The following is a 14,771-nucleotide window of genomic DNA, read 5'->3' as shown; positions in this document are numbered from 1 at the left end:
ATTGGTAGATTAAGAGGAAAGCTATAGAAAATAATAGTATTTTTGAAATTATGGGTATAAGAACGCTTAATGCAAAAAGTACGGCGACACCAAGGATTAAATTGTTTTTAGAGATTTTTGGCAACATTTTCAATTGCCTCAAGGGTGGCATCAATATCTTTTAGTGAGTGAGCTGTAGAAACAAACCAAGCCTCAAATTGAGATGCTGGTGGATATATGCCGTTATTTAAAAGTCCCTGAAAGAATTTTGAATATATTTGTGTGTTTGACTTTGTTGCCGAATCAAGATCTATAACCTTTTCACTGCAGAAAAAGGGGGTGAACATTGAACCACACTGTGAAATATATACATCTATTGAGTATTTTTTGAATATATTTTTCATTTCTTCTGTAAGATATTTGGTATTTTTTTCTAATTTATCGTATGGGGGGTCTTCTAAAAGCATCTTTATGGTAGTTATCCCAGCTGTGCAGGCTATTGGGTTTCCAGATAATGTGCCCGCCTGATAAACTGGACCTTCAGGGGAGAGCAAATTCATTATTTCAGTTCTTCCACCAAATGCAGCAAGAGGGAATCCTCCTCCTATAATTTTTCCTAAAGTTGTAATGTCAGGCTTAACGTTATAAATCCCCTGTGCGCCACTGAGCCCTAATCTAAAGCCAGTAATAACTTCGTCGAATATTAAAAGTGATCCATTTTCACGTGTAATTTCGGCCAAAAAGTTGAGGAAGCCATCTTCTGGCTTTACTATGCCCATATTTCCTGCTACTGGTTCTACTATTACTGCACTGACCTGATTCTTAAAGGTGTTGAAGAGGTTTTTTATATCCTCTTTGTTGTTGTAGTTGGCCAGTAGAGTATTTTTCGCTACGTCTTCAAGAACACCTGGTGAGGTAGGAGTAGAAAAAGTAAGTCCTCCTGAGCCCATTTGTACAAGAAAGCTGTCAGCGTGGCCGTGGTAACAACCCTTGAATTTGATTATTTTATCTCTTTTTGTGTATGCTCTTGCCAACCTGATAGCGGTCATTGTGGCTTCTGTGCCCGAGGATACTAATCTTACTTTTTCAATGCTAGGAACGCACTTCGATATAAGTTTAGCTAACTCAACTTCAACTTTTGTAGGAGCACCGTAAGTGAAGCCGTGGTATAAGGATTCTTCAACAGATTTTATAATTTTCTTATTTGCATGACCAAAAATAAGTGGACCCCAAGAACAAACATAATCTATGTATTTGTTTGAATCTTCATCATGTAAATAAGCTTTTTTGGCGCTTTTTATAAAAACAGGGTCACAACCAACAGCTTTAAATGCTCTGACTGGTGAGTTTACTCCACCAGGTATATACTTTCTTGCTTCGTTGTAAAGTTCTTTTGATTTTTCAAAAGACAAATTTTTCACTCCCTTTTTTATTTACCCTTTTTATCTGTAAAATAAGCCATATGGGTCTTTTTTAATTCCTTTATGCTGTATAACAAGATATAGTCAGATACTTTTATCTGATCTGATAGACTTTTGGCAATTTTGTCTGCTTCTGACTTACTTTTGCAGTGTATCATTGTATAGATGTTATATGGCCATTCTTCTGAAGTTGCTCGTTCATAGCAGTGAGTTACATCTGGATTTTTTGCAAGGATATTTCCACATTCTTCTATTCTTGATTCGGGAATTTTCCAGGCTATCATTGGATTGGCATTTATACCTATCTTTCTGTGACTAATTCTTGCTCCGAATCTTCTCATCAGACCACTATTTAGAGACTTTTTTATCCAAGAAATTACTTCCTTTTCAGGTATGTTTAACTTTTTTGATATTTCTAAAAAAGGCCTTTCTACTAAGGGGATATCTTCTTGTAGAAGCCTTATTAGTTTTATATCTAAATCATTTATCTTCAATTTATTGTCTTTATCCATAACCAACTCTCCTGAAAAATATAATATTTAGTAGCTATTTTATCCTAAAAAATTTGCTTGATGTTACCTTTGTGTTATTTCCTGATGTGGCAACAATGTAAAATTCATAATCGCCATTGGTAAAGAGCTTTTTAATATCGGGATTGCTTGAGACGTCAAATTCATTTTCGTTTGAATTAAACTCTTTTGATAGTATAGTAGTTTTTCCTTCCTTTTCAACTCTTAATACTATCAAATTAATTTTGTCTGCGTTTTCAGACTTCCAAATAAATTTTAAATCATCTACGTTAACAAAAGAGCCAGGTGGAGTTTCAGATCCTGGTTCAAGAATTTCAACTATTATTGGACTTACAGTGGTGAAATAAAGATAATTATTTGTAGTAGAGCTTTGCATATCAGTAACTGTCCAAAAATAAGTTTTGTTTGGCAACAAAACGCCATCTGGAACCCTGAGAGATGTATCTTTTATAAAAAGCCATTCCCTAACAATTTTTGGCACTAAAGAATTGTTATCTCTGATATATATAGTAACTTTAAAATATGAGTTATTTTTATCAGAGTTCCAGGTTAGAACGGGATTAAGATTGGATATATAATCCCCAGGGGGGCTTGACTTACCTGGTCCTAGTAACTCTATATTTGCAAAAGCTAAATTTGTGTTTAAAGTTATAAAAAATAAAAAAATTAAAACTACATATAGCCTTTTCATATTTACCCCCAATGTGCTTTGGAATATTAATATAATAACATATGAAGTTTTAAACTGATAAATAGCGAAAAATATGATGAAAAAAAGTTTGACTTTTGGATCGAATTTGATAAAATTATAAAATTAAAGCTTTAGGACAAAGCCATGAAGGCTTGTGCAAGAAGTGCGCATGCTTTTATGGCTTATTTTTTTAGGAGGGATAGTTTGGCAAAACTAATATTAAATCTTGCAATGGTAGGTGGGGACCCTGTTTTAGTGCTTTTAATAATTTTAAGCATTTTATCTGTCGCTTTTATTTTAGAAAAGATTTTTTTTATGAGAAAAATAGAAAAAGAGCTCTTTAGTTATACTCCTTCAGATCTGCGATCAAATCTTAATAAAAGACTTGGTTTTTTTGCAACTGTCGGAAGTAATGCACCATTTATAGGCTTGTTTGGTACGGTACTTGGAATTATGAAGGCGTTTCACGATCTTGCCTTTTCTCAAGATTTTGGAGTAAGAATAGTAATGAATGGAATTGCTGAAGCTCTTAGCTCTACTGCACTAGGGCTATTTGTCGCTGTACCGTGTGTAATTGCATATAACTATTTCGTTAGAAAGGCAAGAGATTTGAGCTATATATATGAGGAGCACGCTAATAATGCACAATCCAAACCATGATGACGAGATAGCAGAAATAAACGTTGTTCCATTGGTAGATGTTGTCTTAGTCATTCTTATAATATTTTTGGTTACTGCGACTTTAATAGCTCAGGGTGCTATTCCGATTGATTTGCCACAAGCTAAAACTGCAGTTATAAAGGAAGATCTTAAAGATATTTCGCTTACAATAAAAAGTGATGGAACGATGTTTATTAATGAAGACAAAACTGATCCAAAATTAATTACTGAAGTTCTAAGAACACTTAGAGCAAATAACCCGAATATAGTTATAAAAATTCGTGCTGATAAAAATACTCATTTTGATTATGTTGTAAAGGCTATTGATGCGTGTAGGGCAGCAGGAATAGAAAGATACAACATAGAAACGCTCAAGGATGAGAGAGTTTGAACAAACGCTTCTCTCTTAGCTTTATATTTTCCATAATATTTCACTTACTACTCTTTGGCAGCGTTTTTCTATTAGGTGCGGCGAACGTTATAAAGAGTGAACCAATATTCATTATGAGTCTAAATTCTCTTCAAGAGAGTCAAAAAGATTTAAGCAAAAAGATTAATGAGGATAAGAGTAGCAAGACTTTGGAGAAAAATGTAATTGAACAAAATCCTCAAAAAGTTTCTGATAATACCCAAACTGTAAGTATAACTAATTTATCGACTAATCAGGTTTCAAGTGTAGATGTTCCGGGTCAAGTTAACAGTGGTTTTATAAGTGCTGACAAAAGAGGTGAGGGTATCAAAGATGGTTCTCAGAGAGAAATGGGCAATAAAATATATTCAAAGTCATTTGGTTCGTCAGATGGTCCGAAATTTATAAGAAGAGTGATTCCAGAATATCCTGTTAGAGAGAAAAGGTTGGGGATTGAAGGAAAGGTAGTATTAGAGTTATTAATTGACGAAAATGGCCGACTTATAGGCGTTAGGGTGATAGATAGTACGAATGATGATTTTGCACAGGCAGCTATTAATGCTGTAAAACAGTCAACTTTTAAGGCGGCTACAGAAAATGGGATATTTGTTAAGTCAAGAGCAATTTTGCCTATTAGATTTGTATTAGAAGATTAATTAACGTTTTATAAAAAGAGAGTATAATTTCAAAATATATGAAAAAGGAGAAATCTATGGAAGATAAAATTGAATGCAAATTTGTACCTATTGGTTATGTGAAAAATAGTTCCGAGAGCATTCCCAGACACTGGAGTGTTTCTGACGTTGAAGGGGAGCTGGTTATATCCCCTGAATATAAAGATGGAATAAGGGATATAAAGCCAAAGGAAAAGATATGTGTAATCTTTTGTTTTCACAAATCACCTCCGTTCTCTCAGGAAAAGCTTATTCAATACCCCCCTCATATAGGCATACAAAAAGGAGTGTTCAGTATATGTTCGCCTTATAGGCCAAACCCAATAGGATTTTCTGTACTTGAGGTTTTAGATAAATCAGATAATATAATAAAGGTTAGAAGACTTGATATGTTGGATGGCACGCCCATTCTGGACATAAAACCCTACGTAGAGTATAAAGAGTTGTAGCCCCCAAACTCAAGAATTTGAGGGCTTTTAAGTGGTTAAAAAGTTAGAGTTAAAGATCCAAATACGCTTCTTCCTGGCATTGGATAACCAAATACCTCTTGGTACTTCTTATTAAAAATGTCATAGATCATCAGATCCATCCTCAGGTCGTGCTTTGGCATAAGATACGATATTCCAAGGTCTGCAGTATAATAAGGCTTTATCGAAACAAGCTCAAGCTTACTGCTATTTGGTGCATACAGCAAATTTTGCTTTGATACGTAGTGATTGTCAAAATCTAAAATCAAGCCATTATCAAATTTTTTCTGAAACGTTAAATTTGCCATATTTCTTGGAAAATAATCCAAACCGTTTAACAGATGCTGGCTGTCGAGTGCATCGTTAACCTTTGTGCTTCTCTGATAGGTATATGTTAGTATTGTATCAATGCCCTTTATTTTCTTTTTGAGCGTTGTTTCAACTCCATACATATTTACTTCATCTACGTTGTAAGCCACTCTGTTTGTAGGATTTGGATCAATTCGAAACATAATATAGTCGTGAATACAGTAATAATAGCCATTAATAGAGTAGTCAAATCCAATTCTCTTTCCTTTAATACCAAGTTCTACTGCATTTTCTTTTTCTGGTTTTAAAAGATAATTTACCGGTCTATATCCGGGGGCAGGAGCGCCATTTGCGAGCTTTGCTCCACTATAGCCTGTAAGCCACCAATAATATTCAGGATTAGTGGGCATCCTTGCAGATTTGAAAACTGAAAGCGTTGCAGTATCGTTTTTGGTTAGTTCGTAGTCTAAACTTATCCTTGGGGTAATTGCACTACCTGTGAGAGATATACCCTGGACGTTGGTCCCCCTTCCGTCCTGCAACATAGGTGCTCCCTCTGCGTGAAAGCTATCATACCTTATACCCATATAAATAGATGATTTCTTTGATATCTTAAACCTGTCATCAAGATATGCTGAATTGTAAATTATCTTTTGACTAGATGGGCTATTTTGGTCGTAAGTAGGAGGATTTGTCTTTTCATAGATTATAAATGTATCCCCTGAGCCCTGATTCTTAAAGTAATAGCCAAATCTTACGCGGTGCTTTGAAAAATCCTTGCTAAAATCCATATAGAATCCATCAGTTTTGTCAGGCTTTAGATCCCTTATAAGAAGCCCAGGATTTACCTCGTATCTTTCTTCTCTGTTTGTGAAGCCTGCGAATTTTGCCTGCCAGCCAAATATTTCTCGTTCATATGAAAGATCCAGAAGAGTCTTTTCCTTTTGCCAATAAGCGCCCATTACAGGCGTCCTGGTGGGACCACCGCCAGGCGGCATAAATTCTCCAAGTGATGTAGGATATGAGGGATCAATTGGGACATTCCACAATGGACTTTGAGGATCGTTTGATTTTCTATTGTTTACTATAAGGCCTCTTTTTACCTTTGTATAATAGACTGAGGCATTAATTTTGCCATCAAAAACGTTTGGAATAACCGTGGAAAAGTTAAAAGAGTTTGAGAGGAAATTGTTGTTTCTTAAAAATGGGTCAGAAGAGAGATGATCGATAGAAATATTGAATGGTATATCCTTTATCTTGTTTTCGTAATAAAATCTATAATTTTGAGTATCCCTTGTGCCATATGAACCAAATAACTCTGTTATCGGGGTGCCAGTTGGAACTCTATTCTTAATCTCTACTGCACCGCCTAAAACTCCAAGCTTTGCGTCTACACCGCTTTTTACAACCTTAATAGAGTCAACGTTTATTGGCGGTATAGTGCTCCAATCCACATAAAAGCCGCCGTAGACGCCTGTGGCATTGATATCTCTTCCATTCTCAAATACTTTCAATCTGTTATTGCCAAAACCTCTTATTTTGACTATATCGCCCGTGTCTCCCAGAAGAGATTTTTCTGAGATCTCTACTCCTGCCATATCCTTGAGATAATCAGTAATAGAAAAGCTCATAGCAGGGTTTACTTTGAACACGTTTACCACATCTACATTCTTCTCTTTTTCCTTGTTCCCGTAAACTACAATTTCTTGAAACTGAGAGGAATCATCACAAAATCCAATTTCTGCCGAGCTTGAATAAAAAAACGCAAAGAACAAAAAAACAAACACAATAAACAAATATCCTCTACCTCCCTTAAAAAAATAAACCATGAAGACAAGAAGCCTTCATGGCTTTAATACTAAGTTTAGAAATTTAAAAGTACTCTAATTCATTTAGAGTTTATTTTCTAATAAAATTTTAATCTTATTTTAATATATCAAAAAATTTTCTAATGTCAAGAAGAATATTCTTCATTTCTACTTCGATTTTAATATCCTAAAAAACAAAAACAGACTGAAAACCACTCCTACAAAAATTGCGAGCATTTGCAAATAAAAAGCATTTGGGCTAATAGCTTTATAATTTTGACTTACTATATTTGAATTTTGGTTAGCTGCATAGTTTTGCATTTGACTTGATTGATTAATATGTTGATTATTTGAGTGTAAAGTAGCCTCTCCCTGACTGCTATTTGAGCTCTTGTTACTCATAGTACTACTTTCAGGCATAACCTTCGGCCTATTTGGATCGTCTGGACTCCACATAAGAGCATGAGATACGCCAGATAATATACATAAAAAGATTAAACTAAGAAGTAAATATTTCATAGTTTTACTATCTCTACCGTCATGCTATAGTTTGCCGGCATATTTGGATTTTTTGGTAGAGGAAACCAGGGAGTAACAAAGTATCTTAAGCGATTATCGTATACGTATTCATCTTGATAACCATTTGTTAGAGCACTACCATTAAAGAAACCCCATACTCCATGCCAGTTTTCAACTAGCATACCTCTTGTGAGGGCATAGCCGAGCAAATTATCGTTGCCATAATTCACTGAGAAGTATGGATAATTTGAGGTGTCCGTAGGATCGCCGCTTGCAACATTACTATAATAGTGATAATTATCAAATACCCCCACCTTTATAGTATTGTCATTATTCCCAGTTTGAGTCCCAAAGGTAAGAATTTGCCCATCAAATGAGTAGGTTTGATTGTCAGAAACGTTTACCCCATCATTGGCATAGTCGGCCTTAGCAGGAGGTTTATTGGCATTAGATTTTACATTTAAGAATATATTCCTTGCCACAAGCCCAAGTAAAAATCTGGAGTCATTTGTCCCAGAATAAGATGTAAAGCTCCCATCAGGATTAATGAGCCTTTCAGGATATGTAAGGCTATAATTAAGATAGTTGGTCCCACCATCTCCAATTACGATATCGCCCGCTGCTGCCACAGTAAGCCTTCCAGACACGTAGTATTGCCAGGGATTATTGGGATCTTTAGGCTTGGCAGGAGGTTGCCCCGCAACCAGATCTGCTAAGTCTTCGTTTGAACCATTCCCATGACCCGAAAGCTTTAGGGCGTTATAAAGATCGCTTGAGGAGTTATAATCTCCTTGTGGCAGAGTGCTTGTTTGCATTTCTTGAACGTGACCGTTTATATATATTAGATTAAAGTCTGTTTTATCCGTTACTACATAAGGGTTACACTTGTCGCTATTTATAGTAAGAGGGCAGGATGAAAATGGAGGATCTGTTGTATATTGCCATTTGCCACTTCCATAATTAAATTTTTGAACATAAAAAATCTTTGTAGATAGTTCACTGTCAGTAGCAGTTGAACCGCTTGCTCTTGGTATATCTATTAGCCATATTCTATATCTTTTACCTGAGTCTGATGAGAGAGTAATTCTGTAGATTGATGCATATTTAGACATTCCGTTAACCTGAAAGTTCATCCTCATAGAGGAGAACTCGAATTGATCCACAGAGTAGTTGCTATTTATTGCGCTTGGATTGATGTATAGGGAATAATAACTTCCTCCTACAATAGAGCTAAACCCGCTATTAAAAGCTACAAAACTGCTGTTACTGCCTGTTAGCGTACTGTTTCCTTTCGCTTCATTTGGTAAAAGATTGACCCCTCTCCCCAAAACGTTTTGTGCAAAAGAATATTTTGGGTAATTTGTCTGAACGCCCACATTTCCCTGATAGGCAATCTTTTTCCAGTCTGAGGAACTAACAGGTTGGGTACCATACCATATAATGTTTCCGCCAACTCTCAAATCTGGAAGCGCTGGAGCCGTGGGCACGAATCTATTTAGAGCATCAAACATCGGTGCAGTAGGAGGGTTCGTATTAGCGTTTGCGTTTTGCCAATAAGCGATGCCCACGCTATCGTTTGTGTAATATGGTCCTACCACCCTGCTAAAGCCTCCCAGCCACCAGTTGCCTCCGGATGTTCCACCTGAATTATAATCTTTATTGGTGAGAAGAGCTGCGTTTGGAGGAGAGTTATTTATGTCAAAGTGTACGTTGTATTGCAATATATTTTTACCACTATTTAAATCCTTGGCTATAAAAGAAAGATCATAGTGACAATCTGTCCAGTTAGTTTGATCAGGGTAGAATACATAATCAGCGCTTGCTAAATCCACCTCTATATTGGGATTTCCTATACCTCTTGTATTGTATTGTAGACTTGTAGATATTCCTAAGCTGTTTGGATCTGGAGGTTGTCCTTGGTTTGCTATAAATTGCTGTTTTATAGCGTTTATATACTGACTCGAGAAATCCTGTGCTGCATAAACAGCCTGATCGTATAGGGCATTTTTCTCTGCAAATTTAATAGGATTTAGTCCTAGAGCTGCTAAACTTACCGAAATAGTTAATATCAAAGCCATAATTATTAAGACGATTATCAAAGCTGAACCATTTTTATTCATGCTTAATTCCCCCTTACAAGAAAGATTGGAGTAACCTGAAATGTTCCTGTTTGACTTCCTCTTAAAGAGGGGTTAATTTTTGTGTCTGCTTCCAATGTAATGGAAATTTGAATGCTTTGCACGTTTTTACTCAGATCTATTGGATTGGTGTTATTTATTGAACAAGCGACAACATTTGGAGGGTTCACTATAGATGAGCAAGTTGAATTACTACAATAGTTGTAGCACGTAGCAGTTACATTTGTTACGTTTACGTTTTTTGGTGTTATAGCATTATCTATTGGGCTTCCTACTACTGTAGTCCAGTCCGATTGATAAAAGGTTACTATTCTGTGAAGACTTTTTGAACCATCTGGGTTGTTTTCTAAACTATATTCTATCTCTTTTCTGGGCGCCAGATCTCTTGCAGTACAGGAAACGTCATACACAGGGTTGTTTGGATCTGTCCCAATTTGATATGAAGTATTGTATTGATTTGAACTATTATAATAAACGCATGCAGTCTTAAATCTGATTATTCCGCCAGCAGTCTGAACAGGCACGAAAGTAGTAGCATTTGCCATACTTTGACCAACATCTAAATTTACACCCCTGCCGGCCAGAGCAAGATCCTTAGACATAAGAGTTTGAACTGTAGAGACAGCAGAGCTTGTAATGTTTCTATTTTGAGATGAGATAAGCGTGTTGTTTGCATTGATAAGAAGGATTGTAACACCAGCTGTGATTATCACAAGTATGGTCAGGGTTACCATTAACTCTATAAGAGTAAAGCCAGACTTGTTTCTCATGGTGAAACTGCTTGGGGTTTATCTATATGCTCAAATCCCTGAACCTGGCAAAGCGCTCCTCCAGGCTTGCCGCAATTATAGCTTACTGTTACTATTACATCTGCATATTCATATTGAGTGCCTGGATTGTTGTCTATAATAGTTACCTTTCTAGTACCAGTTAAAGAATGATTTATTGTGACTGTTTCTGTAGAATTATTTTGAGCAAGAAATGTATTCCATCCAACAGTTACATCAGAGCTATTTTGAAGATTTGCCATAGCAGATAGCTGAGCTAGCTTTTGGTTCACCAACCCTTGAGCGTTTGTTTGCTGCGCAGCTGCTTCTTGAGCTCTTATAGATCCTAATAGAGAAGCAGCAAGCGTCATAAGGCCAAAGGCGAGAAGAACTGCCGCCACCATCAGCTCTATTAGCGTAAAACCCAATTTATTTTTTTTCATGCTAAAAAACGCCATAAGAACCCCTTCTTAAGGATTAAGTATATCTCAAATTGTATTACAAAATAAATAAATTGCAATATTAACAATATTCAAATTTAAGATGCTGGTTCATGCCATGAGCCTGTAATGATGGGAGCACTTAAATAATTTGACAAAAGATTGGTTATATTACTGAAAGTAGCAGGATTATAAACTATGCTACTACCAGCATTTACTTGTAAGTTTCCGCTTTCTACTAGTAAGGCACCATTTATATTTGAATTAGAATTCATCTGTACAGTTGTTTTTCCTATTTGGGCTGATCCAGAAGCGTAGACGAGACCATTTATGGTATTGTTGCTACTAATAGTTAGATTGCCCAACAAAGATGAGCCAGAACTGTCTCCCACGTAGATTAAATTATTATTTAACCCTTGTACATTGGAGTTAAAGGTTAAATTTCCATCATAAATTACAATATTACCGCCAACAGTAGAATTGCTGTTGAATGTTACCGAGGTATTATTTCCAGTTGTAATGATACTTCCTGAAATTGTATCTGAATTGCTGTTTAAGATGAGGTTTGAGTTGCTACCCGTTAAAATAATGTTGCTGGCTATATTAATCTGTGAGTTAGAATTATCTGTTACGCTGCCGTTTGCGTATAAATTTTTGCTAACAATTAGACTGGCATTTGAGTTCAGGTTAAGGTTATTTGACCACATATTACCATTTACAGTGAGAGAACTATTTGTATCAATTACAAAATTTGAAGAATTTACTACAAGATTGCCATTTATGGTGAGATTACATTTATTTGGAAGATTACTCGTCAAAATATAATTTCCCGTCAACGTTTGACCGCAAGTGAAATTAGAAAGTAAAGTATAATTTGTGGGTGCTGGTGGTATGCTTGGAGTCATACTGCTGACTACCTGATGGATAGCGTTCTTATAAGGGGTAAAGTCTGGAAGAAACTGTGGAGGCCCTATAACAGATGAGTTTGAATCTTTTGTTAGAGTCCCACTAAGAAGTGCTCCAGGAATATTTGGATTGTTTGTAGTAATTTCTGAGTTGCTGTTCATATTTATATCCCCATTTGCGATAACTGCACCAGGAATTACGTTCCCCAGATAGACTGTTACAGATCTCTTTTGGGGTGCGCTTACAGATGCAGTTATAATTTTTGTAATATAACTTGAAGAACCAGAGGGACTTGTAATGCTAATGTTTACGTTTAAACCCTCTTTAGAAGTATATTGCGTGTTTCCAACTGGAAGATTTTTAGATGATGCATAGGATACTCCTTCTTCGCAGGCAGCTAGAGCCTGAACAGAGCCTGTTTGTGCAGAGGAAGCTTTAAATAGAGATAGGTTTAAAGCTGCCCATACTCCAATTACTATGATAAAAAATATTAAAGCTCCAATTGCAATTGGCAAAGCGAACCCGCTTTTGTCAGAAAGTTTTTTACTGAACATTTCTTAACTTCACCTCCTTTGTGAACGTATAAGAATTATTACCAGATTTTAACTTTGCGGTTATACCAATCTGGACTATATTATAATTTCCTGAAGAGTCTGTCTGATTTGGAACAAAATTAACACTTGAATTTACTGTCCCAAGTGTGGGCGAAAAATCTGTAAAGACAACATTTGGGGGATTAAGTGTTGTGCAATTTGTATTGTTTACACATCTTGATAGATTACCATTTTGCAATTGATATTTCACTACGCTATATGTGCCTGTTCCATCAGGATTTTGAGAGGTAGGAATATCAAGGTTAAAGGATATATAACCACTACTTCCCTGAGCACAAACTACGTTTGGATTTACTATCGCGATTGGGTTTTTTTGTAAGTTTATATATCCAGCTTCTCTAATTTCTCTTGACATACTATAAAGAATGTTTGGGACACTAACAGATATATTGTCTATTTCTTGATTTTTAACAAATGATTTGCCGCCGCTTGATAAAGCATATATTACAGCAAGTGCAATCATTGATGCTATTACAATAACTACCAAAAACTCAGTAAGTGTAAAACCACTTCTTTCTCTCATTGACACGCCTCAGATTGCAAATTTATGTCCTTAAACCTTGGAGGTGATTTTGTATCGCTGACAGTTACACTTAGTATGTCACAGCTAGAGTTTGGATCTTTTGAGCGGACAGCGGTTAGATTAAAGCATATCTTTCCATTATTAACGCAGTAATTTGGGTTCTGAATGTTTACAGAAGTCCCTAAACTTAGAGCTCTTAAACTTTCCATCTGAGAGTCAGCAAGTATATTAGCTTGATTTAGAATATAGTTGTTTGTTGATGCCTTTAGGGATGATGACAGACCCCAAGCAAGAATGATGAGGGCAACAAGCAAAAAAACAGATGCAACCAAAAGCTCTATCAAAGTTACCCCTCTTTTATTCACTTTTTTCTCCCTATATTTTAGTTAACTAATTTTAAGTATATACCAAAAAAAAGATAAAAGATCAATTTATTTAACAAGTAAGATGAAAGAGTGCTATTGGTGAATGATTGTTACTTATTAACTCATTAAACTTATCGGCAGCCTTTTTTGTATTGTATACCAAAACTTCCTTTTTTGCATCTTTAAAATATTTGATTAGATTATCTTCAACTCTTACCATTCCATATGCGCCGGTTCCACATATTATGTGTGTAACATTTTCTACTTTATTAAGTATACTTTCAATATCAGAAAGAGAGAATACATGTCCTTCTTTCCTCCACCACGGATAAACAAGTATTTCATCCTTTGTAAAAATCAGGTCTTTTGTATACTCTTTGCCATTTATCTCTATAGAACCAAATTTATAAAAATTTATCACTAATTCTCACCCCTTCTTTAGGTAGTTTTAGTCTTAAATATTAATTTACTACATATATTGTAAAACTATATATTTCATTATAAAGATGTTTAATTTTTACAAAATAATAAAAATAATATACAATATTGATATGGCAGACATAACACAATTTGATTACTATATAGGCATTGATATCGGCGGCACAAGAACAAGGGTGGGGCGCTTTTCAAGGAGTTTTAAATTAGAAGAAAAGGAAGTTATAGAAACTTTCCGCTATAAAGATAATCCTAAGTTGTTATTGGAAGAGATTGCGAAAAAAATTTTGAGTTTAAAGAAACCAAATTCAAAGTTTGCAATCGGCATATCCGCTCCTGGTCCTTGCGATACAAAGTTGGGCATAGTAAAAGATCCACCAAATTTGCCTGGTTGGGGTGAGGTAAGAGTTAGTGAATTTTTTAAAAATAAATTTGATACCTATGTACGTCTTGAAAACGATGCAAATGCTGCGGCCTTTGCTGAATACAAAATTGGTTCTGGCAAGGGATATAAAAACTTAGTTTATTTTACCCTGTCTACTGGAATAGGCGGGGGAATTATTATTAATGGTAGGATTTACAGAGGTTTTATGGATAGTGCAGGAGAATTTGGTCACCAGATAGTTCTTCCAAATGGTCCAAAGTGTAGGTGTGGAAGCAGGGGATGTTTAGAAGCTGTTTCTTCAGGTTATGCCATCTCAAGAGATGCAACCTCTAAGGCTTTGGTTAGGAAATCTGGCATTCTTTACGAAATTTACAAGAAGAACGGCACAATTAGTGCAAAAGACGTTTTTTATGCATCCAGTCAGGGAGACGATACATCATGGAAAATTCTTAACAGGGCTATTATGTACCTTGGAATTGGAATTAGCAACATCATCACAATACTTTCCCCTGAATGCGTAGTTTTAGGAGGCGGTCTTTCGAATCAGGAATATATTATTGAGGAAATTAGAAACTTTGCGAAAGAACACGTAAAAATGGCTCCAATAAATAAAATAAAGTTAGTGAAAAGTTTTTTTGGTGACGATTCATCTCTTTATGGGAGCGTGTTAGATTTAGATATAGTAGATTCTTTCTAAAAATCCTTTTTTGAAGATTAACTTTAAAGGGGGT

The 14,771-nt window shown here is 35.6% G+C and carries 17 protein-coding genes; 5 read left to right on the top strand and 12 right to left on the bottom strand.

The features are described from left to right. Positions 1 to 107: 107 nt before the first annotated feature. Genes hemL through THENA_RS07255 form a run of 3 tightly spaced genes read right to left on the bottom strand, consistent with a single transcriptional unit; the run spans position 108 to position 2,621 of the window. Positions 108 to 1,391: a glutamate-1-semialdehyde 2,1-aminomutase gene (gene hemL, locus THENA_RS07265; RefSeq protein WP_013756754.1), complete on the bottom strand. Its 1,284-nt coding sequence runs from the start codon at positions 1,389 to 1,391 to the stop codon at positions 108 to 110. 17 nt (positions 1,392 to 1,408) lie between these two features. Then, on the bottom strand, positions 1,409 to 1,912 hold the full coding sequence (gene ahbB, locus THENA_RS07260; protein WP_013756753.1) for a siroheme decarboxylase subunit beta: 504 nt from the start codon (positions 1,910 to 1,912) through the stop codon (positions 1,409 to 1,411). Positions 1,913 to 1,946: 34 nt separating this feature from the next. After that, positions 1,947 to 2,621, bottom strand: a complete 675-nt coding sequence (locus tag THENA_RS07255; protein WP_013756752.1) for a hypothetical protein — start codon at positions 2,619 to 2,621, stop codon at positions 1,947 to 1,949. A 144-nt stretch (positions 2,622 to 2,765) separates the two neighbouring features. On the opposite strand from THENA_RS07255, the gene THENA_RS07250 reads away from it, so the two are divergent. From THENA_RS07250 to tsaA, 4 genes are read left to right on the top strand one after another with little or no spacing between them, the layout of a single operon-like run. Continuing rightward, a complete protein-coding gene (locus tag THENA_RS07250) occupies positions 2,766 to 3,281 on the top strand; it encodes a MotA/TolQ/ExbB proton channel family protein (protein WP_013756751.1) in 516 nt (171 codons plus the stop codon). Next, a complete protein-coding gene (locus THENA_RS07245; RefSeq protein WP_013756750.1) occupies positions 3,262 to 3,672 on the top strand; it encodes an ExbD/TolR family protein in 411 nt (136 codons plus the stop codon). Before THENA_RS07250 ends, THENA_RS07245 begins: the two co-directional genes overlap by 20 nt. Continuing rightward, complete coding sequence (locus THENA_RS09715; protein ID WP_013756749.1) at positions 3,669 to 4,346, top strand: energy transducer TonB; 678 nt, start codon at positions 3,669 to 3,671, stop codon at positions 4,344 to 4,346. The genes THENA_RS07245 and THENA_RS09715 overlap by 4 nt, the downstream gene beginning before the upstream one ends. Before the next feature lie 56 nt (positions 4,347 to 4,402). Then, positions 4,403 to 4,813: a tRNA (N6-threonylcarbamoyladenosine(37)-N6)-methyltransferase TrmO gene (tsaA, locus tag THENA_RS07235; RefSeq protein ID WP_013756748.1), complete on the top strand. Its 411-nt coding sequence runs from the start codon at positions 4,403 to 4,405 to the stop codon at positions 4,811 to 4,813. Between the two features lie 35 nt (positions 4,814 to 4,848). Here the strand turns inward: tsaA and THENA_RS07230 are convergent, their stop codons facing one another. The 9 genes from THENA_RS07230 to THENA_RS07190 all read right to left on the bottom strand — a co-directional run bounded on the left by THENA_RS07230 (position 4,849) and on the right by THENA_RS07190 (position 13,641). Continuing rightward, positions 4,849 to 6,927, bottom strand: a complete 2,079-nt coding sequence (locus THENA_RS07230) for a TonB-dependent receptor plug domain-containing protein (protein ID WP_245523270.1) — start codon at positions 6,925 to 6,927, stop codon at positions 4,849 to 4,851. 189 nt (positions 6,928 to 7,116) lie between these two features. Beyond that, entirely contained in the window at positions 7,117 to 7,467 is a 351-nt protein-coding gene (locus THENA_RS07225) for a hypothetical protein (RefSeq protein ID WP_013756746.1), read from the bottom strand. After that, positions 7,464 to 9,587, bottom strand: coding sequence for a hypothetical protein (locus THENA_RS07220; RefSeq protein ID WP_013756745.1), 2,124 nt, complete (start codon positions 9,585 to 9,587; stop codon positions 7,464 to 7,466). The genes THENA_RS07225 and THENA_RS07220 overlap by 4 nt, the downstream gene beginning before the upstream one ends. 2 nt (positions 9,588 to 9,589) lie before the next feature. Then, complete coding sequence (locus THENA_RS07215) at positions 9,590 to 10,375, bottom strand: PilW family protein (protein WP_013756744.1); 786 nt, start codon at positions 10,373 to 10,375, stop codon at positions 9,590 to 9,592. Continuing rightward, complete coding sequence (locus THENA_RS07210) at positions 10,372 to 10,830, bottom strand: type IV pilus modification PilV family protein (RefSeq protein WP_013756743.1); 459 nt, start codon at positions 10,828 to 10,830, stop codon at positions 10,372 to 10,374. Before THENA_RS07210 ends, THENA_RS07215 begins: the two co-directional genes overlap by 4 nt. A gap of 80 nt (positions 10,831 to 10,910) precedes the next feature. Further along, entirely contained in the window at positions 10,911 to 12,272 is a 1,362-nt protein-coding gene (locus THENA_RS07205; RefSeq protein WP_013756742.1) for a hypothetical protein, read from the bottom strand. Further along, positions 12,262 to 12,855 carry a PilW family protein gene (locus THENA_RS07200; protein ID WP_013756741.1) on the bottom strand — a complete coding sequence of 198 codons (594 nt, stop codon included), beginning with the start codon at positions 12,853 to 12,855 and terminating at the stop codon, positions 12,262 to 12,264. Before THENA_RS07200 ends, THENA_RS07205 begins: the two co-directional genes overlap by 11 nt. After that, on the bottom strand, positions 12,852 to 13,220 hold the full coding sequence (locus THENA_RS07195; RefSeq protein WP_013756740.1) for a type IV pilus modification PilV family protein: 369 nt from the start codon (positions 13,218 to 13,220) through the stop codon (positions 12,852 to 12,854). The genes THENA_RS07200 and THENA_RS07195 overlap by 4 nt, the downstream gene beginning before the upstream one ends. A gap of 70 nt (positions 13,221 to 13,290) precedes the next feature. Then, the gene (locus THENA_RS07190; protein ID WP_013756739.1) at positions 13,291 to 13,641 is read right to left on the bottom strand and encodes an Mth938-like domain-containing protein; all 351 of its coding nucleotides are present in this window, start codon (positions 13,639 to 13,641) and stop codon (positions 13,291 to 13,293) included. Between the two features lie 130 nt (positions 13,642 to 13,771). Between THENA_RS07190 and THENA_RS07185 the strand changes: the two genes are divergently transcribed. Then, positions 13,772 to 14,737: an ROK family protein gene (locus THENA_RS07185; RefSeq protein WP_041438600.1), complete on the top strand. Its 966-nt coding sequence runs from the start codon at positions 13,772 to 13,774 to the stop codon at positions 14,735 to 14,737. Positions 14,738 to 14,771 lie beyond the last annotated feature (34 nt).

The sequence above is a fragment of the Thermodesulfobium narugense DSM 14796 genome (assembly GCF_000212395.1).
In the GTDB taxonomy this organism is placed as follows: Bacteria; Thermodesulfobiota; Thermodesulfobiia; order Thermodesulfobiales; family Thermodesulfobiaceae; genus Thermodesulfobium; species Thermodesulfobium narugense.
The sequence above is the reverse complement of the archived record's forward strand: the minus strand, read 5'-3'. Positions and strand labels throughout refer to the sequence as shown.